The sequence below is a fragment of the Limnochorda pilosa genome (genome assembly GCF_001544015.1).
GTDB lineage: Bacteria > Bacillota > Limnochordia > Limnochordales > Limnochordaceae > Limnochorda > Limnochorda pilosa.
Window position 1 is genome coordinate 3,447,227 of record NZ_AP014924.1, and the last position, 20,996, is coordinate 3,468,222.

A 20,996-nucleotide genomic window follows, 5' to 3' on the forward strand; every position below is an offset into this window, starting at 1 on the left:
GGTCATGCGCCGGGCCTCCGGCTCGCGGCGCCCTCGTCCTCTTCCTCGTCCTCGTCGCCCAGCCCCGTCCGACGCGGGCCGTAGAGCTCGACCATCTCCTCGGGCGAGACCAGCGGCCGCGCGTCGTCCAGCTCCTCCTCGGCCAGAAAGGCGCCCTCGTCGTCCAGTGCCTCCTCCTCGGGCTCCCCTTCGGCCTCTTCCTCGCCGGCCTCCACGGCTTCCTCGTCCTCTCCGGGTTCGGCCACCTCCACGGCCCTGGCGGCAGGCCGCCGCGGCTCGTCGCGATCGTCCTCCCGGCCCTGGATGTCGATGCCGAGCTCCCGGGCCATTTCGGAGATGTCTTCTTCTTCCTCGCGGATCTCGATCTCCTGGGCGTCCTCGGTGAGCACCTTCACGTCCAGGCCCAGGCTCTGGAGCTCCTTGATGAGCACCTTGAACGCCTCGGGAGCGCCGGGTTCGGGCACGTTCTCGCCCTTGACGATGGCTTCGTAGGTCTTGACCCGCCCCACCACGTCGTCGGACTTGACCGTGAGGAGCTCCTGCAGGGTGTAGGCGGCCCCGTAGGCCTCCAGGGCCCAGACCTCCATCTCGCCGAAGCGCTGCCCGCCGAACTGGGCCTTGCCCCCCAGCGGCTGCTGGGTGACCAGGGAGTAGGGACCCACCGACCGGGCGTGGATCTTGTCGTCCACCAGGTGGGCGAGCTTCAACATGTAGGTGTAGCCGATGCTCACCGGGTGGTCGAAGGTCTCGCCCGAGCGACCGTCCCGGAGCCACACCTTCCCGTCAGGGTCGACGCCGGCCTTCTCCAGCTGCTCGAGCACTTCGATCTCCGTGGCCCCGTCGAAGACGGGGGTCGCCACGTAGATGCCCATGGCTCGGGCCGCCCACCCCAGGTGGTTCTCCAGGACCTGGCCGATGTTCATCCGCGAGGGCACGCCCAGCGGGTTCAGCACGACCTCGATGGACGTCCCGTCGGGCAGGAAGGGCATGTCCTCCTCGGGCAGGATCCGGGCGATGACCCCCTTGTTCCCGTGGCGGCCGGCCATCTTGTCGCCCTCGGAGACCTTCCGCTTCTGCGCGACGTAGACCCGCACCATCCGGTTGACCCCGGGCGAGAGCTCGTCGTTGGCCTCCCGGTCGAAGACCTTCACGTCCACCACCACGCCGCCCTCACCGTGGGGAACCCGCAGCGAGGTGTCGCGCACCTCCCGCGCCTTCTCGCCGAAGATCGCCCTCAGCAGCCTCTCCTCGGCGGTCAGCTCGGTCTCGCCCTTGGGCGTCACCTTGCCCACCATGATGTCGCCCGGGCGGACCTCGGCGCCGATGCGGATGATCCCCCGCTCGTCCAGGTTCTTCAGGACCTCGTCGCCCACGTTGGGGATGTCGCGGGTGATCTCCTCGGCGCCCAGCTTGGTGTCGCGGGCCTGGCACTCGTACTCCTCGATGTGGATGGAGGTGAAGACGTCGTCCTTCACCAGCTTCTCGCTGACCAGGATGGCGTCTTCGTAGTTGTAGCCCTCCCACGGCATGTAGGCCACCAGCACGTTCCGGCCCAGGGCCAGCTCGCCCTGGTCGGTGGAGGAGCCGTCGGCGACCACGTCGCCCGCCTCCACCCGCTCGCCCCGGTGCACCAGCGGCTTCTGGTTGAAGCACGTCCCCTGGTTGGACCGCTCGAACTTCCGGAGCCGGTAGTGGTCCTCGTCGCCGTGGTCGGAGCGGACGACGACCTCGTTCGCGCTCACCCGGACGACGGTCCCCGGTCGGAACGCGGTCACCACCACGCCCGAGTCGACGGCGGCCTTGTACTCCATGCCCGTGCCCACCAGCGGCGCCTCGGCTTTGAGAAGGGGAACCGCCTGGCGCTGCATGTTGGCGCCCATGAGCGCCCGGGAGGCGTCGTCGTTCTCCAGGAAGGGGATCAGCGCCGCGGCCACGCTCACCATCTGCTTGGGCGAGACGTCCATGAAGTCCACCTGCTCGCGCGGCACGATGAGGATCTGGTCCTTCCAGCGGGCCGACACCCGCTGGTTGACCAGGGTGCTGTCTTCGCCCACGGGCTCGTTGGCCTGGGCGACGATGAAGTTGTCCTCCTCGTCGGCCGTCAGGTAGACGATCTCCTCGGTGACCCGACCCTCCTCCACCCGGCGGTACGGCGTCTCGATGAACCCGAAGTCGTTGATGCGGGCGTAGCTGGAGAGCGACCCGATGAGGCCTATGTTCGGCCCTTCAGGCGTCTCGATGGGGCACATGCGGCCGTAGTGGGAGTGGTGCACGTCCCGCACCTCGAATCCCGCCCGCTCTCGGGAGAGACCGCCCGGCCCCAGGGCCGAGAGCCGCCGCTTGTGGGTCAGCTCGGCCAGGGGGTTGGTCTGGTCCATGAACTGGGAGAGCTGGGAGGAGCCGAAGAACTCCTTGATGGCCGCCACCACCGGCCGGATGTTGATGAGCGCCTGGGGCGTGATGATGTCCACGTCCTGGATGGTCATGCGCTCCCGCACCACCCGCTCCATGCGGGAAAGGCCGATCCGGAACTGGTTCTGCAGGAGCTCGCCCACCGACTTGAGCCGCCGGTTGCCCAGGTGGTCGATGTCGTCGGTCTGGCCCACGCCCTGCATCAGGTTGACCAGGTAGCCCACGGCAGCCACCAGATCTCCCTGGGTGAGGACCTTCTCATCGGCGTCGGGGTGGCCGTTGCCCAGGACCCGGATGACGTTGCCGTCCTCGTCCTCGATCTCTACATAGGGAACGGCCCGCTCCTCCACCTGCTCCGCAAGCTTCCGGATGATCTTGACGCCTGCCTCGGCCAGCACCTCGCCCGTCCCGGGGTCCACCACGGCCGTGGCCAGGGTCCGGTTCAGAATGCGCGGAAGCAGGCGCAGCTTCTTGTTCACCTTGTACCGGCCCACACCCGCCAGGTCGTAGCGCTTCGGATCGCTGAAGAGGGTCTGGAAGAGTGTGCGCGCGTTCTCCTCGGTGGGGGGCTCGCCTGGGCGCAGCCTCTTGTAGATCTCCACCAGCGCCTCGATCTGGGAGCCGGTGTTGTCCCGGTCCAGGGTGGCCCGGATCGGCTCCGCCTCCCGGAAGGTCTCGAGGATCTGGGCGTCGGTCTCCAGGCCCATGGCGCGCAGCAGCACGGTCGCGGGGATCTTGCGGGTGCGGTCGACTTTGACGTAGATGGCCTGGACCGCATCCGTCTCGAACTCGAGCCAGGCGCCCCGGTTGGGGATCACGCTGCTGGTGAAGATGGGACGGCCGTTGTTGTCGGTGTCCCGGTTGAAGTAGACGCCGGGCGAGCGGACCAGCTGGCTCACGATCACCCGCTCGGCCCCGTTGATGATGAAGGTGCCGTTCTCGGTCATGAGCGGGAAGTCGCCCATGAAGACCTCCTGCTCCTTGACCTCGCCGGTCTCCTTGTTGATCAGGCGCACCTTCACCTTCAGTGGCGCGTTGTAGGTGGCGTCCCGGTGCTTGCACTCCTCGACCGTGTACTTGGGCTCTCCCAGATTGTAGTCGACGAATTCGAGGACCAGGTTGCCGGTGAAGTCCTGGATCGGCGAGATGTCCCGGAAGGTCTCCAGAAGCCCCTCCTTGAGGAACCACTCGTAGGACTTGCGCTGAACCTCGATGAGGTTCGGCATGTCCAGGACCTCGTGGATCTTGCCGAAGCTCACCCGCTCCCGCCTGGGTGCCTTGATCTCCACCGCCAATCGCGCTCACCTCGTTTTCAAGTCTGGGCGCAGCAAGGAAGGAAGAACAACTCGGTGCGAGAAGGATAACGGCGGCAAGGGTCGAAGGTCATCACGTGGCACGGCGACCTGCCCCCTTACCGGACAAGAGGAGATACGGGACTCTGGGCCATGGAGTAGGGTCCGACCCCGTGTGTGGGAATATGCATGGAGTGAGAAAACCGTCACCGGGTGGCCCGTGCCCGCACGTACCGACACCTATGCACTCTACCACACGGTGAGGCGGCTTGTCAAGCTTCCTTCGCCCTCGTGAGCCAGGAGGGGCGCCGTCAGGGAGCGGATCCCAGGCGGATGCTCTTCCTCACGCCCGGCACCCGCCCCCTGCCGTGCACCGTTACTTCACCTCGACGCTGGCTCCAACCTCTTCCAGCTTCTTCTTGATCTCCTCGGCCTGGTCCTTGGAGATGGCCTCCTTGACGGGCTTGGGGGCCGAATCCACCAGGTCCTTGGCTTCCTTCAGCCCCAGGCCCGTGATCTCGCGGACCACCTTGATCACCTGGATCTTCTTCTCGCCGGCGCCGGTGAGGACCACGTCGAACTCGGTCTTCTCCTCTTCCGCCGCTTCCGCGGCGCCTGCAGCCGCGGCCGGACCGGCGGCCACCGCCACGGGCGCCGCCGCGCTCACACCGAACTTCTCCTCCAGCGCCTTGACCAGCTCGGCGAGCTCCAAGACCGACATGCCGCCAATGGCCTCGAGGATCTCTTCCTTAGTAACCGCCATGCTTGCGGCCTCCTCTCACGTCTACCTCGTACCTGTCCTCTGCCACTGCCTCGCCGCGGCGGGCAGGTCTCACCCTGCCTCCCGCTCGCGGCGGAGGGCATCCAGCGCGTAAACCAGCTTGCGAGGCACCCCACTGAGCACGTACACCAGACCGCTCATGGGTCCCTGGAGCGCGCGCAGCACCTGCGCAAGCAGCTCCTCCCGGCCCGGCAGCGTCGCGAGGCGCGTGACACCCGCGGCATCGACGCGCGCGCCGTTCAAGACTCCGCCCTTGACCTGCAGCTCCTGGTGCTGGCGCGCGAACGAGTCCAGCACCTTCGCGGGCGCCACCGGGTCCGCGTAGGCGAAGGCCAGGACGGTGGGACCGTCCAGAAACGCCTTGAGTTCCGGCACCTGGGCCTCGTCCGAAGCTCGCCGGGCAAGGGTGTTCTTGACCACCTTCACGTCCACCCCTGCCTGGCGCATCTGGCTTCGCAGCTGGCCCATCGCCTTCACGCTCAGGCCCCGGTAGTCCGCGGCCAAGACGGCCTGCGACCGGCGCATCCGATCGGTGAGGTCGACCACCTGGGCCACCTTCTCGGGTCTTGGCACCTTCACATCCCTCCTTGACGCGAAAACCGCCGGCCCAGGCAGCCGGCGGCGCGGGGGACGCGCCAGGCGCGTTGAAAACCTACCTCACCCCTGCCTCGGCCGGTGGGTCGTCGGGGAACCCTTTGAGCCCACGAGGGCACCGGCTGTCTGCGGCACATCGGTTTGGGTTGTCCGTTCGGGCAGCGCCTCAGGAAGCCGCCCGAGCCTGGGTGAAACCGAGCACGTCCTGAGGTTGGAGCCGGATGCCCGGGCTCATGGTGGTGGAAAGGGCCACCTTGCGGAGGTACTGGCCCTTGGCCGCCTGGGGCTTCGCCCGCACCACGGCATCGATGAGCGCCCGGAAGTTCTCCTGGAGCTGCTCTTCCGAGAAGGAGGCCTTCCCGATGGGCACGTGCATGCCACCCTCTTTGTTCACCCGGAACTCCACCTTGCCGGCCTTGATCTCCCGCACCGCCCGGTCCACGTCGTTGCTGACCGTCCCGGACTTGGGGTTGGGCATGAGGCCGCGCGGGCCCAGAATCCGGCCGAGGCGCCCGACGACGCCCATCACGTCGGGGGTGGCCACGGCCACGTCGAAATCGATCTGCCCGCCCTGAATCCTTTCGGCCAGGTCCTCGAGACCCACCACGTCCGCGCCCGCGGCACGGGCCTCATCGGCTTTCGCGCCCCGGGCGAAGACCGCCACGCGAACGGTGCGGCCCGTGCCGTGGGGAAGCACGACGGTGCCTCGCACCTGCTGGTCCGCGTGCCGGGGGTCGACGCCCAGCTTCAGCGCGACCTCCACCGTCTCGTCGAAGCGGGCGGACCCGAAGCGCTTCACGAGCCCGATGGCCTCTTCCGGCGCGTAGGTCTTGAGGGGATCGTACTGCTCCACCAGTTGCAGATAGCGCTTCCCGTGACGTGCCATTGGACTACCCCTCCACCACGAGGCCCATGCTGCGGGCGGTACCTGCGATGATGCGCATGGCCGCATCGATGTCGTTGGCGTTCAGGTCCGGCATCTTCTGCTCGGCGATCTGGCGGATCTGCGCCTGGGTCACGGTGCCCACCTTCTCCCGGTTGGGAACCCCTGAGCCCTTCTCGAGGCCCGCGGCCTGCTTGAGGAGAATGGCGGCGGGCGGCGTCTTGGTGACGAAGCTGAAGGACCGGTCCGCATAGATGGTGATCTCCACCGGGATGATGGTCCCCGCTTGGGCCGCCGTCCGGGCGTTGAACGCCTTGCAGAACTCCATGATGTTGATCCCGTGGGGTCCCAAGGCCGTCCCCACCGGAGGCGCGGGGGTCGCCTTCCCCGCCGGGATCTGGATCTTGGTCATCGCGATGATCTTCTTGGCCACCGAGCCCTCACCCTTGCGCTCAGAGAATCTTTTCCACCTGGTTGAACTCCAGCTCCACCGGCGTCTCCCGCCCGAACATGGAAACCACGACCCGCAGCTTGCCCCGCTCCAGGTTGACTTCGTCGATGGTTCCGGTGAAGTTCACGAAGGGGCCCGCCACCACCCGTACCGGATCGCCCACTTCGAAGGCGACCCGCGGCCGAGCTTCCTCCTCCTCCATGCCGTGGAGGATGGCGCGCACCTCCGTCTCCTGGAGGGGGATGGGTCGATTGCCGCTCCCGACGAACCCCGTCACCCCCGGCGTGTTTCGTACCACGTACCAGGAGTCGTCGCTCATGATCATCTCGACCAGCACGTACCCGGGAAAGACCTTCCGCGTGATGATCTTCTTCTTGCCGTCGCGGAAGTCGATCTCTTCCTCGGTGGGGACCAGGATCCGGAAGATCTTGTCCTGCATCCCCATCGATTCGACCCGGTGCTCGAGGTTCGCCCTCACCTTGTTTTCGTACCCGGAGTAGGTGTGGACCACGTACCACGCCCGGCCATCATCGGGTTGCTCGGGCTGGGTCTCACCGCCGGTCCCGTTCACCTCCGGCGCGTCGTACTGCGGTTCCGGCATCAAGACCCACCCCTTCCCCTAGAGGATGCCCACCAGGTGGATCAACTGCGAGATCCCCAGGTCGGCCACCGCGACGAAAAGGGTGGTGGCGGCCACCACCACCAGCACGACCGCGGTGTAAACCGTCAACTCCCGCCGGTTCGGCCACGCGATCTTGCGCGCCTCACTGCGCACCTCGCGCAAGAACTGGGCCGCTCTACGCCCCAGCCCCTGCCGGGTGGCCACCTTCCCGGCCCTGTCTGTAGCCGCCAAGGTGCTCACATCCCATCCGTTCGCGCCCGGCCGAATCAGCGAGTCTCCCGATGCGGCGTGTGTCGCCGGCAGACGGGGCAGTACTTCTTGAGCTCCAGGCGATCAGGATCGTTGTTCTTGTTCTTGGTGGTCCGGTAGTTGCGGCCGCCGCACTCGGTGCACTCCATCGTGATGCCCACCCTCAACCAAGCCACCTCCCTGCCTGGCCGCGCAGGCACCTATTGACTCTAGCACAGGGCCCGCGAGGTGTCAACCGGCGTGCCACGCCCGCGCGAGAACGCCGGCGGCCTCTGCGGCGGCACGCCCCTCTCTCCGTCTCCGAACGGCGCCCCCCGCCTGGAACTCATCCCGCAATCTTGGTGACGACACCGGCGCCGACGGTGCGGCCGCCCTCGCGGATGGCGAAGCGCAGCCCTTCCTCCATGGCGATGGGCGTGATCAGCTCCGCCTTCAGCCTCACGTTGTCCCCGGGCATCACCATCTCCGTCCCCTCCGGCAGCTCGATCACCCCCGTCACGTCCGTCGTCCGGAAGTAGAACTGCGGCCGGTACCCCTGGAAGAACGGCGTGTGCCTCCCGCCTTCCTCCTTCGACAGCACGTACACCTCGGCTTCGAACTTCGTGTGCGGCGTGATCGACCCCGGCTTCGCCAGCACCTGCCCCCGCTCCACCTCGTCCCGGTCGACCCCTCGCAGCAGCACCCCGATGTTGTCCCCCGCCTCCGCTCGGTCCAGCAGCTTCCGGAACATCTCCACGCCCGTCGCCACCGTCTTGCGCGCCTTCTCCTCCAACCCGACGATCTCGACCTCGTCCCCCACCTTGATCGTCCCTCGGTCCACCCGGCCCGTCGCCACCGTCCCCCGCCCCGTGATCGTGAACACATCCTCCACGGGCATCAGGAACGGCTTGTTCACATCCCGCTCCGGCGTCGGAACGTAGCTGTCCACCGCATCCAGCAACTGCTGCAGCTTCTGGCACCATTCCCCCGGCTGCCCCGCCTGCAGCTCCTCCAGCGCCTTCAGCGCCGAACCCGCCACCACCGGGATCTCATCCCCCGGAAACTCGTACTCGTTCAGCAGGTCCCGCACCTCGACCTCCACCAGCTCCATCAGCTCCGGGTCGTCCACCATGTCCGCCTTGTTCAGGAAGACCACGATCGCCGGCACCCCTACCTGCCTCGCCAGCAGGATGTGCTCCCGCGTCTGCGGCATCGGACCGTCCGCGGCGCTCACCACCAGGATCGCTCCGTCCATCTGCGCCGCTCCCGTGATCATGTTCTTCACGTAGTCCGCATGCCCCGGGCAGTCCACGTGCGCATAGTGCCTCGCGTCCGTCTCGTACTCCACGTGCGCCGTGTTGATCGTGATCCCCCGCTCCCTCTCCTCAGGAGCGTTGTCGATCTCCTCGAACCTCTTCGCCTGCGCCTTCCCCTGCTGCGCCAGGTACAGCGTGATCGCCGACGTCAGCGTCGTCTTCCCGTGGTCCACGTGCCCGATCGTCCCCACGTTCACGTGCGGCTTCGTCCGCTCGAACTTCTGCTTCGCCATCCCCTGCGACCTCCTTGCAGCGGCGGCGTCCCCGCCACCCCTGGGCTGGCCATGGGCGTCGAGCCTTCTCATCCGCCCCGCTCCCGGCCTCTCCTCCTGGGGCGGGTCCCAGGAGCCTGGCTCGCGTCCATCCCCAATGTTCGCATGGCGGCCGGTGATCATGCACCTGCCGGGACGGGGAACCAACGTCAAGGCCCACCGGGGCAGTCCGGTGGGCCTTCCTCTGGAGCCCGCACCCAGACTCGAACTGGGGACCTCCTCCTTACCATGGAGGCGCTCTACCGGCTGAGCTATGCGGGCGGGCGCCCGGCATGAGGGCCGGGTCCGCTGGTTGCGGGGGCCGGATTCGAACCGGCAACCTTCGGGTTATGAGCCCGACGAGCTACCAGACTGCTCCACCCCGCGGCGGGCGCGGTCTCAGGCGGCTACCCCTGCTCTCTGGTGGAGGGAGGAGGATTCGAACCTCCGAAGGCATCGCCAGCAGATTTACAGTCTGCCCCCTTTGGCCAGCTCGGGTATCCCTCCACGCAGGCAGCCGCCCGAACCGCAGGCCCGATTATAGCAGGGTGCGCTGGCTTCGTCAAGGCTCGCGGCACGAGGATGGCCGGGCTGTGGTGGCCCGGCCATGGAGCCGGCGGCGGGACTCGAACCCGCAATTCCCTCTCGGGCCGTCTCCTTACAAGGGAGCCGCTCTACCTGTTGAGCTACGCCGGCATGCCCCAGACCTTGATTCTACCTGGAAGCATGCCCCCGGTCAACGGAGGCAGCCGAGGAAGCCGCACGGTCCGGCAGGACGCCCCCGTCCTGAGGGCCCGCCCGCCTTCCGCTCACGGGCGGCTTTCCATCTCCCGGCGCTCCAGGTAGCGTTCCAGCTTGCGCTTGACCCGTTGGAGGGCGTTGTCGATGGACTTCACGTGGCGGGAGAGATCATCGGCGATCTCCTGATACGACTTGCCTTCCAGGTAGAACATGAGGACCTTCCACTCCAGGGGGCTCAAGAACCCGTTCATCTTGCTCTCGATGTCGTTGAACTCCTCCTGGCTGATGACCAGCTCCTCGGGATCGCTCACCCGGGTGCCCGAGAGGACATCCATGAGGGTACGGTCCGATTCCTCGTCGTACATGGGCTTGTTGAGCGAAACGTAGGAGTTCAGGGGGATGTGCTTCTGCCGGGTGGCCGTCTTGATCGCCGTGATCATCTGGCGGGTGATGCACAGCTCGGCGAAGGCCCTGAAGGAGGCCAGCTTCTCGGCTCGAAAGTCCCGGATGGCCTTGTAGAGCCCGATCATGCCCTCCTGGATGATGTCCTCCCGGTCGGCGCCGATGAGGAAGTAGGAGCGGGCCTTGGCCCGCACGAAGTTGCGGTACTTGTCGATCAGGAACTCAAGGGCGGCCTCGTCACCCTCCCGCGCGAACTCGACGACCTCCTCGTCGTCCAACCGCTCGAACAGGTTGTAGAGTTCCCTGCGAGAACCATCCTTACGGGCGGGAAGGCTCAAAGTGCAATCGCCCCCAGAGACAAGAATCGTTCGAGCGAAGGCCCGCGGCAAAGGGGTGAAGCGGGAACCCCTGCGACCCGAAGTCGAAACAGCCGCGACCTTTGGCGCAAGTGAGCAGACATCCCGGCGACCGCATCGCGGGTATCGGCAATGACTACGACTAGAGGCGTTCCACCAGGACAAGTCGTTCACGCGGATTATACACTAGGCACGCGAGAAGCGTCAAGAAACCGGGATGGGATGGGTATTTGCGCGATGCGTCACGATCCTGTCTCCCTGGCAACTCGCACCCGCCTGGGTTCGGGCGGGTAGAGGTCCCGGGACAGGAGCTCCACCCGATCCACCTCGCCGTCGGCTCCGTAGAAGACCCGCTGTACCTCCACCAGGTAACCCGTGCGGCCCGGGTCGACCACTTCCAGGCCCTCGGTCGCACGCCCGCCGGGCATCGCCGTCAGGGGAGGCGCTCCGCCGGACTCTTCCTCCCACTCCAGCGGCGGGGGCAAGCTCTCCACCGTCCGCACGCGGATGTCGATCCGGCGACGGTCGCCCGGGTGGCCCCAGATCGCGACTGTGAGCCGCTCGCCCTCGACGTGCCCTTGGACCATGACGGGATGCGCCAGGCTATTGCGGAACCTCAGGTCGATCAGGTCGTCGTAGACCGTCGCGTCCCGCCCGATGGGCAGGTACCCCACGGGCATGGAGTGGTGCTGGCGGTCCAGGACCTCGAGGCCGCTGAGCAACGCCGCGTTGTACGTCGTGGAGGAGAGCTGGCAGACACCGCCGCCCAGCCCGCTCACCAGCTGCCGGCTGATGATCACCGGAGCCGGTTTGAATCCCCGTGCCTCGGTGCGCGGGCCCACCACTCGGTTGAAGGAGAAGGTGTCCCCCGGTTCCAGCAGGGTTCCGTCAAGCAGCGAGACCCCCAGCCGAATGTTGGAGGCACGGTTGGCCGCGGCGGGGTCGAAGCGCGTCGTGTACGAGGCCAGGAGCTCCCAAGGGGCCAGCGCCTCCAGGCGTGACGCGGTCACGTCCGCCCGCACCGTCTCCAGCGGGATCGCCACCCGAACCGGCGCGCCGGAGGCTTGCTGGTGGAGAAACGCGTCGCTCACCCGACGCACGGCCTCGGACAGGTCCAGCTGCCGCCCGGGGCGATCGGGGACGATGCCGCCTTGCTCGTCCAGGCGGGCCGGTACCGAGTCCACCCGCACGGTACCCGCCACCCGTTCCCGGAGGAGGCTCTTGATCCGCCAGGTCTCCAACCGGAGCACCGGCAGGGAGGGCGACCCTGCCGGGGGGTGAGCCGAGCCCGCCAGGGTCACGGTGGCCACCCGGTCCACCGTCAACCCCACCTCTGCACCGGCGAGGCGCCACACCCGGCCGGTGCCCGGCGCCTCCAGCACTACCTCGCGCCGCGACAGGTCCCGCTGCAGGAGGTCGAGGCGCGCCTCGGACCACGCCGTGCCCTCTTCGCCGGGGGCCGCCTTCAAGAGCCCGGGAGCATACGTGACGAGGATGAGGGCCGCCACCCAGAGGATCGTACCCAACCCCACCATCTGCCGGCGCCGCACCGTCATCGCTCGTTCCCCGCCTTTCCTCCCTAGTCTATGCGCCGCCCCCCCGCCGTCGACTGGAGTCTTCATCCCAGGACTGCGTCGTTCGACGCCGGAGAACCTCGAAGAGGAAAAGGGCCCCGGCGACCGACACGTTCAGGGACCCCACGTGCCCCCGCATGGGGATCCGCACCAGCTCGTCGCAGCGGGAGCGCACCAGCGGGCGCAGCCCGCTTCCCTCAGCGCCCACCACCGCCACCAGACGGCGCGGCAGGTCCACCTCCCACAGGCTCCGCTCACCCTGCGCGTCAAGCCCCAGCACCCAGAAACCTGCCTGCTGCAGCCGCTCCAGAGCCCGGGCCAGGTTGACGACCTCCACCCACGGCAGGTAGCTGGTGGCCCCGGCGGCGGCCCGTTCCACGGTGGCCGTCAGGCCGGCGCTCCGGCGTGCCGGCACCACCATGCCCGCCGCCCCCGCCGCCTCGGCGCTGCGGGCCAGCGCGCCCAGGTTGTGGGGATCCTGCACCTGGTCGCAGGCCAGGAGGAGGACCTCCTTGCGCCCGGCCTGGGCGGCGACCCATGCCTCCAGCTCCTGCTTGGGCTGGGGCTGGCCGAAAGCGATCACTCCTTGGTGTCGGCCCGTCTGGCTGAGGCGCGCCAGCTCGGTCACGTCCACCTCCTCCACCCGCAGGTGGCGCTCTTCGGCTGCCTTCAGGAGCGACCCCACCGCCGTGCCCCGGCGGTCTCGGGCCACCAGCAGCCGTTCGACCGGACGGCCCGACCGCAGGAGCTCCAGCACGGCCTGGCGCCCTTCCACCTGGCTGCGCCCCTTCTCAACGGGTTCGCGCGCGGGCGGCCGCTTCACTTTCTTTCTTCTACCAGGCTCCATCGCGCGCCCTCCCGGGTGTCCTCGACCTGAATCCCCATCGCGTTCAGACGCTCGCGGATCTGGTCGGCATTGGCGTACCGCCCCTCGGAACGCGCCTGCTGGCGCAGCTCCAGGAGGAGCTCCACCAGCAGCTCCACCCGGCCGGCGCCTCCCCTTTCTTCCCGCAAGGGCTCATCGAGCCGGAACCCCAGCACGCCCGCCAGGCGAAGGAGGAGGGAGTAGGTCCTGCGCACGAGCTGGAGGCGGGCGCCGCGCACCTCCGCCGCCCCGAGCTCGCTCACGTAGCGGTTGGCCTCCCGAGCGAGCTCGAAGAGGCGTCCCATGGCCAGGGCGGTGTTGAAGTCGTCCTCCATGGCCTCGTGGAAGGCCGCCTCCTTCTCCTCCAGGACCCGTTCCAGCTCCCGCTCGGCCGGGCCGCCGGACCCATCCCGCCCCGGCGCCCCCTCGGACACCGCGCTCGACTCGGGTCCCACCAGGCGCCGAAGCTCCGCCGCCGTCCGGTAGAGCCGCTCCATCCCCCGGGCCTGGGCGTCCAGCGCCTCCTCGGTGAAATCGATGGGCGTGCGGTAGTGCTTGGCGAGCAGCATCGCCCGCACCACCGGGGCTCCCCAGCGGTCGGCCGCATCCCTGAAAAGCCAGAAGTTGCCCAGGGACTTGGACATCTTCTCCCCGTCGACGTTGATGTACCCGTTGTGCACCCAGGTCGTGACCACCGGGTGGCCCACCGCTCCCTCGCTCTGGGCGATCTCGTTCTCGTGGTGGGGAAAGATCAGGTCGGCTCCGCCCGTGTGGATGTCGAAGCGCTCACCCAGGTAGGCCATGGACATGACCGAGCACTCCAGATGCCAGCCGGGGCGGCCGGGGCCCCAGGGAGAATCCCAGCGCGGCTCCCCCGGCTTGGCCGCTTTCCAGAGGACGAAGTCGGCCGGGTTCCGCTTGTGGGGGTTGGCCTCCACCCGGGCGCCCGCCTCGAGCTGCGCGACACTCTGGTGGGAGAGCTTCCCGTAGCCCCGGAACCGTTCCACCGGGTAGAAGACGTCCCCCCCGCCCTCGTACGCCAGCTCCTTGGATTGTAGGGTGCGGATCAGCTCGATCATCTGGGACACGTGGTCCCGGGCCCGGGGCAAGACCGTGGGGATCTCGCACCCAAGCCGCAGCAGGTCTTCCAGGTAGGCGCGGGTGTAGCGATCCACGACCTCGTCCACGTCCAGGCCCGCCTCCTGGGCCCGCTGGATGATCTTGTCGTCCACGTCGGTGACGTTCTGCACGTGCAGCACCTGGTACCCCCGGTCCCGGAGGTAGCGCTTGATCACGTCGGGCACCACGAAGGCCCGGGCGTTGCCCACGTGAAAGTAGTCGTAGACGGTCGGCCCGCACGAGTACATCTTCACCCGCCCGGGCTCGACGGTCTCAAGCGGTTCCTTCTTCCCGGTGAGCGTATTGTGGATCCGTATGGGCACCGGCCTGACCTCCTCGGGTCGCGGCGATCTCTCCGTCCCAGAGGCCCTTCTCCAGCTCACGAATCCGGGCCTCCAACTCCTCGATACGGTGCTGCAACACCCTGAACCCCTTCTCCACCGGGTCCGGCAGGCTCGCGTGATCCAGGTCGATGGAGTCCACCCGCTTGCCCCGCTCCATCACCACGCGGCCGGGCACCCCCACCACCGTGGAGTGGGGCGGCACCTCCCGCAGGACCACGGCACCGGCACCGATCTTGGCGCCGTCGCCCACCCGGAAGGAGCCGAGCACCTTGGCCCCCGCGGCGATGACCACGTTGTCCCCGATGGTCGGGTGGCGCTTGCCGCGCTCTTTCCCCGTCCCCCCCAGCACCACGCCCTGGTAGAGGGTCACGTTGTCGCCCACCTCGGCCGTCTCCCCGATGACCACGCCCATGCCGTGGTCGATGAAGAGCCCCTCGCCCAGCCGGGCTCCTGGGTGGATCTCGATCCCCGTCAACCAGCGCCCCAGGTGGGAGACGAGACGGGCGACCACGTAGCGCCGGTGCCGGTAGAGCCAGTGGGCCACCCGGTGGACCTGGAGCGCGTGGAACCCCGGGTAGGCCAGGAGGACCTCCCAGACGCTCCGCGCGGCGGGATCCCGTTCAAAGACGACCTGGATGTCCCGCTTGATCCGCTCGAACATCGCGTTCCCCCTCCGAGGGCCGGTTACCCTCCAAACGAAGAAACCCGCCTTGCAGCCGGTGCTGCAGAGACGGGCCGTTCCCGCGGTTCCACTCTGCTTGGTCCGCGCGCGCGGACCCTCTCGTGGCGGGCGCGTCCAGCGCCCTCCGCGGTAACGGGCGGTCCCGGCATGACCTACTGGCCCGTGCGGGCGTTCGGGCAGCGGCTCCGGGAGGCACGCGGCACCGGGCGGGCCGGGGCGCTCACAGCCGGGACGCCCCTCTCTGAGGACCGCGCGTCGGGCCTTTCTCCCTTCATCGCCTTTCCTTGCTCCTGCGGAAGGCTCGGGCCTCCCGGGCCCAAGGCCCGGAGGGCCGCTCAACCTTCCAGGGTGGCTACATTATAGGAAGGCCGCTGCCAGGCGTCAAGCGTCCTCGCGGCCCTTCCGGGCGCCGAGGCGCTCCAGTGCCCTGCGGCACCAGAGCCGGATCTCCTCGGTCAGGGGCAGGCTCGCCAAGTCCTCGGGGGCGTACCAGCCCAGGCGCTCCGACTCGTGGTTGGCTTCCAACGGCCCCGGGCGCAGGGGGCGGGCCAGGTAGACCAGGTCGACGTGCTCGTGCCCGGGGCCGATGGGCTCGACCTGGATCCCCGCCGGCACCACGAGCTGGCGGGGCACCTGAACCTCCGGCAGGCCCCTGGGACCCACCAGCTCCACCTCCAGCCCCGTCTCCTCCAGGACCTCCCGCCGAGCCGCGTCGTCGGGCAACTCTCCGGCTTCTATGTGGCCGCCGGGCGGGAGCCACATGCGGTGCTTCCGGTGCCAGAGCAGCAGCACCCGCCCCGCGTGGACCACAAAGACCGCCACCGTCCAGTCCCGACGCACCCGCCGCCCACCCCCACGCCGTACCTCAACCCGCCGCCCGGCGCGCCGTCTTTGCCACGTGAGGTGATTTCCCCTCCGAGAACCCTCCGGCCCCGCACCGCAGCGCGCGAGGGCGTTGCTTCGGCACGTCGCCGGTGGTATCCTGGAGATGAACTTGACTGCTGGACCTTCGGGGCAGGGTGAGCGCCTCACGGCGCAATTCCCGACCGGTGGTGACGCGGCGGCGGCCGCTCAGCCCACGAGCTCCCCATCGCGGGGGCAGACCCGGTGCGATTCCGGGGCCGACGGTAGAGTCCGGATGGGAGAAGGTCCCAGACACCCGCATGCGCACGCGCGCGAGTGTCTTTATGCCCCGAGGGTATGCCTGCCCCGGGGTTTTTTCGCGGGGAGGCCGCCGGGTGGGAGGCACGGTCATGGGAGCGGCAGGGAGCCCTGCATCCCGGTGGAGTGCGGAGGATCAGCGGTGGATGCGCCGCGCCCTGGCCCTGGCTCAGCGAGGCGTCGGACACACCCAACCCAACCCGGCGGTGGGGAGCGTGGTGGTGCGCGAGGGGCGGGTGGTGGGCGAAGGCTACCACCATCGTGCGGGGGAACCTCACGCCGAGGTCCTGGCCCTGCGCGGGGCCGGGGACGCGGCTCGGGGAGCGACCCTCTACGTGACCCTCGAGCCGTGCAACCACTACGGCCGGACCCCTCCTTGCACCGAGGCGATCCTCGCGGCTGGGGTGCGGCGGGTGGTGGCCGCCACCGGAGACCCCAACCCGAAGGTGGCCGGCTCAGGTTTCGAACGGCTGCGGGCGGCCGGGGTCGAGGTGGAGGTGGGCCTTCTGGGCCGGGAGAGCGAGGCGCTCAACCCCTGGTACCCCACCTTCGTCCGCCAGGGGAGGCCGTGGGTCCACCTGAAGCTCGCCACCACTCTGGACGGACGGCTGGCCACCCGCACGGGCGACGCCCGGTGGATCACGTCCGAGGCGGCCCGGCGCGAGGTGCACCATTTGCGGCACCGTTCGGGAGCGGTCGTGGTCGGCGCCGGCACGGTGCGGGCGGACAACCCCACCCTCACCGTCCGGGCCATCCGGCCGCCCGGGGGTGCTCACCAGCCCCTGCGCGTGGTGGTGAGCCGGCACCTGGAGCTTCCTCAGGAGGCCCGGATCTTCTCACCCGAGCTTGCCGGCCGGACCGTCGCCGTCACGGGGCCGGCGGCGCCCATCGATGCCGAAATGCGGCTCCGGGAGCGGGGCGTCGAGGTGTGGCGCCTCCCCCTGGGGAGCGACGGCATCCTCGCAGGCGGTCTGGACCTGGCCGAGCTGCTCCGGCGCCTGGCCGGGGCCGGGGTCGCCTCGCTCCTGGTGGAGGGTGGGGGAACCTTGGCCGCCTCCTGGCTGGAGGGCGGCCGGGTGGACCGGGTGAGCTGGTACGTGGCGCCCACCTTCACCGGCGACGCCCGGGCAGTCCCTGCCCTGGCGGGCCGCGGCGTCGAGCGGCTGGCGGACGCGTGGCGGCTGCGGCCGGTCCGCGTGCGCCGGGTGGGACCCGATGTGGTGTTCGAGGGCGTTCCGGTGCGACGTTCCGCAACGGACGGAGCGCCCGCCGGATCGTGAGGGAGGGGGAAGGACGGTCGTGTTCACCGGAATCGTGGAGGAGATGGGGCGGGTCACGGGCCTGGAGCGCCGGGAAGGGCTCACCCGCCTGGAGGTGGCCGCCCGGCGGACCCGGGAGGATCTGGAAGAGGGTTCGAGCATCAGCGTCAACGGTACGTGCCTGACGGTGGTGGCTCTGGGCGCGGGCTCGTTCACCGTGGAGTGCGCCCCCGAGACCCTGGCCCGGACCAACCTGGGCGCGCTGAAACCCGGGGATCCCGTCAACCTGGAGCGGGCCTTGCGCATGGGCGACCGCCTGGACGGGCACATGGTGCTGGGCCACGTGGACGGCACCGCCCGGGTCGTGGAGGTGCACCCCGAGGGCGAGACCCACCGGATCTGGCTCCTGCCCGATCCCGAGTTGGCCCGTTACCTACCCTACAAGGGCTCGGTCGCGCTGGACGGGGTGAGCATGACGGTGGCCGAACGCCGCCGGGTGGGCGATCAGGTTCAGGTCGCGGTCATGGTTATCCCCCACACCCACCAGGTGACCACACTGGGGCGGCTCCGTCCCGGCGATCGGGTGAACGTGGAGATCGACCCCCTGGCACGGTACCTGGAGAGCTTGCTGGAGAGCGGCCTTCCTTACGGCCGACCGGAGGAGGCACCGGCACCATGAGCTCCGACGCCGCCTTTGCCCGGATGGAGCAGGCCCTTGAGGCCATCCGCGCCGGGAAGATGGTGATCGTGGTCGACGACGAGGACCGGGAGAACGAGGGCGACCTGCTCATGGCCGCCGAGAAGGTGACCCCGGAGGCCATCAACTTCATGACCCGCTACGGGCGGGGGCTGGTCTGTGTGCCGCTCACGTCCGCCCGGGCCGACGAGCTTCGCCTGCCCCTCATGGTGGAGACTGACCCCGAATCCATGCGCACGGCGTTCACCGTCTCGGTGGACGCCCGCGGCGTCCGCACGGGGATTTCGGCCGAAGAGCGGGCGCGCACCGTTCGGGCCCTGGTAGACCCCGGCAGCCGCCCCGAGGATCTAACCCGGCCCGGCCACATCTTCCCGCTGAGGGCCAAGGAGGGCGGCGTCCTCAGACGGGCAGGCCACACGGAAGCCGCGGTGGACCTGGCCCGCCTCGCAGGCCTGCAGCCTGCCGGACTCATCTGCGAGATCATGAACCCCGACGGCACCATGGCCCGCATGCCGCAGCTCGAAGCCTTCGCCCGCGAGCACGGACTCGTGCTGCTCACCGTCCAGGAGCTGATCCGCTACCGCCTGAGCCGCGAGAAGCTGGTGCGGGCCGTGGCCGAGACGACCCTGCCCACGCGCTTCGGCACCTTCCGCATGATCGGATACGACTCGATGGTCGATCGCGAGCCCCACGTGGCCCTGGTTCAGGGCGAGGTGGCCGGCCAGGAGGACGTGCTGGTGCGGGTCCACTCCGAATGCCTCACGGGCGACGTCTTCGGCAGCTACCGGTGCGACTGTGGGCCCCAACTCGAGGCCGCGCTGCGGCGCATCGAGGCCGAGGGGCGCGGCGTGCTGGTCTACATGCGTCAAGAGGGCCGGGGCATCGGCCTCCTGAACAAGATCCGGGCCTACGCCCTGCAGGAGGAGGATGGCCTCGACACGGTGGAGGCCAACCTCTCCCTGGGGTTTCCCGCCGATCTTCGGGATTACGGCATCGGGGCCCAGATCCTGGCAGACCTGGGGCTTTCGTCCATCCGGCTTCTCACCAACAACCCGCGCAAGATCGTCGGGCTCGAGGGGTACGGGCTGCGGGTCGTGGAGCGGGTGCCCCTCGAGATCCCCCCCAACCCCCTGAACCACCGGTACCTGGAGACCAAGCGCACCAAGCTCGGCCACCTGCTGAGCGAAGAGGTCAACGGAAGGGTGACGTTGCCGTGAGCGTCTTGGACGTGGAGGGCTCGCTGGAGGGGCGCGGGGTACGGGTCGGGGTGGTGGTCGCCCGCTTCAACAGCCTGGTCACCGATCGCCTGCTGGAGGGTGCCCTGGGCGCGCTGCGGCGCATGGGTGTGCCCGATGAAGCCCAGTGGGTCGCCCGGGTGCCCGGTTCCTTCGAGATCCCGGCGGCAGCCCGGGCTCTGGCGCTCTCGGGCCGGGTGGACGCGATCGCCTGCCTGGGGGCGGTGGTCCGGGGTGAGACCGCCCACTTCGAGCACGTGGCCCGCGAGGCGGTGCGGGGGGTCCAGGATGTGGCCCTGAGCACGGGCGTTCCGTGCACCCTGGGCATCCTCACCACCGAGAGCCTCGAGCAGGCCCTGGACCGGGCCGGGGGTAAGGCAGGGAACAAAGGCGCGGAGGCAGCCCAGGCTGCGGTGGAAATGGCCACCCTCCTCCGCCGGCTGAAGGGACCGGGTGCCTAGGGACGGGGCTGGCACGAACCGGCCGGTGCCGCTTCGGTCAGGCCCGGACGCAGGTAACCACGCAGAAGGCGGCGATCCCCTCGGCCCTCCCCAGCGCGCCGAGGCCCTCGGGCCGGGTGGCCTTCACGTTCACGGCCGCGCCTTCCCCGCCCATCGCCTCCCGGAGGTTCCGGCCCATCTGCGCGAGGTGCGGTGCCAGCTTGGGCGCCTCGGCCAGCAGGGTGGCGTCCACCGACAGCGCCCGGAACCCGGCCGCGGCCACCTCCTCCGCCACCCGCCGCAGGAGCAGGAGGCTGTCGGCGTTCTCGTAGGCGGGATCGTCGTCGGGGAACCGGCCGCCCAGGTCGCCCATTCCCGCCGCGCCCAGGAGCGCGTCGGCCACCGCGTGGGCCAGGGCGTCGCCGTCGGAGTGCCCGACCAGCCCCATCTCCCAGGGGATGGTCACCCCGCCCAGCACCAGGCGACGCCCGGGGCCGAACCGGTGGAGGTCAAGGCCCAGGCCGGTCCGAATCCCGGCGGCGGGCACGATGCCGCTCTCGGGCACGAGGGTACCTCCGGGCCGCAGCCATCGCCCCGCAGCATCCAGATCCTCAGGCGTGGTGATCTTGACGTTCCTCGGGCTGCCCGGCACCGCCCGCACCGGGTGACCGAGCCGTTCCACCAGGGCAGCATCGTCGGTGGCCACGACCCCCGCGCGCTCCGCCGCCTGGTGCGCCTCGGCCAGGAGGGTCCGGCGGAAGGCCTGGGGGGTCTGGATGGTCCACAGGCCCTCCCGTTCCACGGTACCCTCCACCAGCCCGCTGGCTCCCACCCGCTTCACCGTCTCGTGCACGGGCAACGCGCACACGGCCGCCCCGTCGCGCAGGGCGGCGGCCAGGACCCGATCCACCAGCGTCGGGTCCACCAGCGGCCGGGCGCCGTCGTGCACCACCACCCACTCGACCTCGCCGGGCAGGGCCTCCATCAGCCGCCACACCGATGCCTGGCGGGTGGCACCGCCCGCCAGCACCCGCACGTTCCTCAGGCCCCAGCGTTCCACCTCGGCGCGCACCTGGGCCTCCCAAGCGGGAGCGGCCGCCACCCAGGCGCCCTCCACCGCATGGGAGGCCAGGAGTCCCTCGAGGGTCCACCGCAGGATCGGCCGGCCATCCAGCTCCAGGAAGAGCTTTCCGGCCAGGGGGGGCCTGTCGCGTTCTCCCTCCAGCAAGCGCAGGGCCCTGGCCATGCGCTCCCCCTGTCCCGCCGCCGGGACCAGCGCCGCCACCTTCAT

At 69.4% G+C, this 20,996-nt stretch carries 20 protein-coding genes, 4 tRNA genes and 1 riboswitch; of the genes, 4 read left to right on the plus strand and 20 right to left on the minus strand.

Annotation, left to right across the window (positions count from 1 at the left end; all coding sequences use genetic code 11):
* Positions 1-2 precede the first annotated feature (2 nt).
* From rpoB to LIP_RS15580, 19 genes are all read right to left on the minus strand, one after another.
* Positions 3-3,707, minus strand: a complete 3,705-nt coding sequence (rpoB, locus tag LIP_RS15490) for a DNA-directed RNA polymerase subunit beta (protein WP_068140411.1) — start codon at positions 3,705-3,707, stop codon at positions 3-5.
* A 373-nt stretch (positions 3,708-4,080) separates the two neighbouring features.
* Positions 4,081-4,467: a 50S ribosomal protein L7/L12 gene (gene rplL, locus LIP_RS15495; RefSeq protein WP_068140413.1), complete on the minus strand. Its 387-nt coding sequence runs from the start codon at positions 4,465-4,467 to the stop codon at positions 4,081-4,083.
* Positions 4,468-4,536: 69 nt separating this feature from the next.
* A complete protein-coding gene (gene rplJ / locus LIP_RS15500; RefSeq protein WP_082726673.1) occupies positions 4,537-5,058 on the minus strand; it encodes a 50S ribosomal protein L10 in 522 nt (173 codons plus the stop codon).
* A gap of 187 nt (positions 5,059-5,245) precedes the next feature.
* The gene (rplA, locus tag LIP_RS15505; protein WP_068140419.1) at positions 5,246-5,965 is read right to left on the minus strand and encodes a 50S ribosomal protein L1; all 720 of its coding nucleotides are present in this window, start codon (positions 5,963-5,965) and stop codon (positions 5,246-5,248) included.
* A 4-nt stretch (positions 5,966-5,969) separates the two neighbouring features.
* The gene (gene rplK, locus LIP_RS15510; RefSeq protein WP_068140422.1) at positions 5,970-6,395 is read right to left on the minus strand and encodes a 50S ribosomal protein L11; all 426 of its coding nucleotides are present in this window, start codon (positions 6,393-6,395) and stop codon (positions 5,970-5,972) included.
* Between the two features lie 19 nt (positions 6,396-6,414).
* Positions 6,415-7,017 carry a transcription termination/antitermination protein NusG gene (gene nusG, locus LIP_RS15515; RefSeq protein ID WP_231699317.1) on the minus strand — a complete coding sequence of 201 codons (603 nt, stop codon included), beginning with the start codon at positions 7,015-7,017 and terminating at the stop codon, positions 6,415-6,417.
* A gap of 15 nt (positions 7,018-7,032) precedes the next feature.
* Positions 7,033-7,266, minus strand: a complete 234-nt coding sequence (gene secE / locus LIP_RS15520; protein WP_144440535.1) for a preprotein translocase subunit SecE — start codon at positions 7,264-7,266, stop codon at positions 7,033-7,035.
* 35 nt (positions 7,267-7,301) lie between these two features.
* The gene (rpmG, locus tag LIP_RS15525) at positions 7,302-7,451 is read right to left on the minus strand and encodes a 50S ribosomal protein L33 (protein WP_068140430.1); all 150 of its coding nucleotides are present in this window, start codon (positions 7,449-7,451) and stop codon (positions 7,302-7,304) included.
* A 158-nt stretch (positions 7,452-7,609) separates the two neighbouring features.
* Positions 7,610-8,812, minus strand: coding sequence for an elongation factor Tu (gene tuf, locus LIP_RS15530; RefSeq protein WP_068140434.1), 1,203 nt, complete (start codon positions 8,810-8,812; stop codon positions 7,610-7,612).
* Between the two features lie 224 nt (positions 8,813-9,036).
* A tRNA-Thr gene (locus tag LIP_RS15535) sits at positions 9,037-9,112 on the minus strand.
* A gap of 28 nt (positions 9,113-9,140) precedes the next feature.
* Positions 9,141-9,217, minus strand: a tRNA-Met gene (locus tag LIP_RS15540).
* 34 nt (positions 9,218-9,251) lie between these two features.
* Positions 9,252-9,337, minus strand: a tRNA-Tyr gene (locus tag LIP_RS15545).
* Between the two features lie 101 nt (positions 9,338-9,438).
* Positions 9,439-9,526: transfer RNA gene (locus tag LIP_RS15550), tRNA-Thr, on the minus strand.
* A 113-nt stretch (positions 9,527-9,639) separates the two neighbouring features.
* Positions 9,640-10,311: an RNA polymerase sporulation sigma factor SigH gene (gene sigH / locus LIP_RS15555; RefSeq protein WP_068140437.1), complete on the minus strand. Its 672-nt coding sequence runs from the start codon at positions 10,309-10,311 to the stop codon at positions 9,640-9,642.
* A 260-nt stretch (positions 10,312-10,571) separates the two neighbouring features.
* Positions 10,572-11,885, minus strand: coding sequence for a VanW family protein (locus LIP_RS18680; RefSeq protein ID WP_068140441.1), 1,314 nt, complete (start codon positions 11,883-11,885; stop codon positions 10,572-10,574).
* A gap of 28 nt (positions 11,886-11,913) precedes the next feature.
* Positions 11,914-12,678, minus strand: a complete 765-nt coding sequence (gene rlmB / locus LIP_RS15565; RefSeq protein ID WP_158509701.1) for a 23S rRNA (guanosine(2251)-2'-O)-methyltransferase RlmB — start codon at positions 12,676-12,678, stop codon at positions 11,914-11,916.
* Between the two features lie 44 nt (positions 12,679-12,722).
* On the minus strand, positions 12,723-14,210 hold the full coding sequence (cysS, locus tag LIP_RS15570) for a cysteine--tRNA ligase (RefSeq protein WP_068140447.1): 1,488 nt from the start codon (positions 14,208-14,210) through the stop codon (positions 12,723-12,725).
* Positions 14,161-14,892, minus strand: coding sequence for a serine O-acetyltransferase (cysE, locus tag LIP_RS15575; protein ID WP_068140449.1), 732 nt, complete (start codon positions 14,890-14,892; stop codon positions 14,161-14,163). Before cysE ends, cysS begins: the two co-directional genes overlap by 50 nt.
* A gap of 402 nt (positions 14,893-15,294) precedes the next feature.
* Positions 15,295-15,753, minus strand: coding sequence for an NUDIX hydrolase (locus tag LIP_RS15580; RefSeq protein WP_068140451.1), 459 nt, complete (start codon positions 15,751-15,753; stop codon positions 15,295-15,297).
* Between the two features lie 161 nt (positions 15,754-15,914).
* Positions 15,915-16,067, plus strand: a riboswitch (FMN riboswitch).
* A 99-nt stretch (positions 16,068-16,166) separates the two neighbouring features.
* Between LIP_RS15580 and ribD the strand changes: the two genes are divergently transcribed.
* Genes ribD through ribH form a run of 4 tightly spaced genes read left to right on the plus strand, consistent with a single transcriptional unit; the run spans position 16,167 to position 19,726 of the window.
* Positions 16,167-17,354, plus strand: coding sequence for a bifunctional diaminohydroxyphosphoribosylaminopyrimidine deaminase/5-amino-6-(5-phosphoribosylamino)uracil reductase RibD (gene ribD / locus LIP_RS15585; RefSeq protein ID WP_068142183.1), 1,188 nt, complete (start codon positions 16,167-16,169; stop codon positions 17,352-17,354).
* A 19-nt stretch (positions 17,355-17,373) separates the two neighbouring features.
* Positions 17,374-18,012 (plus strand): riboflavin synthase, encoded by a 639-nt coding sequence (locus LIP_RS15590; protein WP_068140453.1) that lies wholly within the window; start codon positions 17,374-17,376, stop codon positions 18,010-18,012.
* Complete coding sequence (locus LIP_RS15595) at positions 18,009-19,247, plus strand: bifunctional 3,4-dihydroxy-2-butanone-4-phosphate synthase/GTP cyclohydrolase II (RefSeq protein ID WP_068140456.1); 1,239 nt, start codon at positions 18,009-18,011, stop codon at positions 19,245-19,247. Before LIP_RS15590 ends, LIP_RS15595 begins: the two co-directional genes overlap by 4 nt.
* A 5-nt stretch (positions 19,248-19,252) precedes the next feature.
* Positions 19,253-19,726, plus strand: a complete 474-nt coding sequence (gene ribH / locus LIP_RS15600) for a 6,7-dimethyl-8-ribityllumazine synthase (protein WP_068142185.1) — start codon at positions 19,253-19,255, stop codon at positions 19,724-19,726.
* Positions 19,727-19,763: 37 nt separating this feature from the next.
* Here the strand turns inward: ribH and ispD are convergent, their stop codons facing one another.
* On the minus strand, positions 19,764-20,996 hold the full coding sequence (ispD, locus tag LIP_RS15605; protein WP_068140458.1) for a 2-C-methyl-D-erythritol 4-phosphate cytidylyltransferase: 1,233 nt from the start codon (positions 20,994-20,996) through the stop codon (positions 19,764-19,766).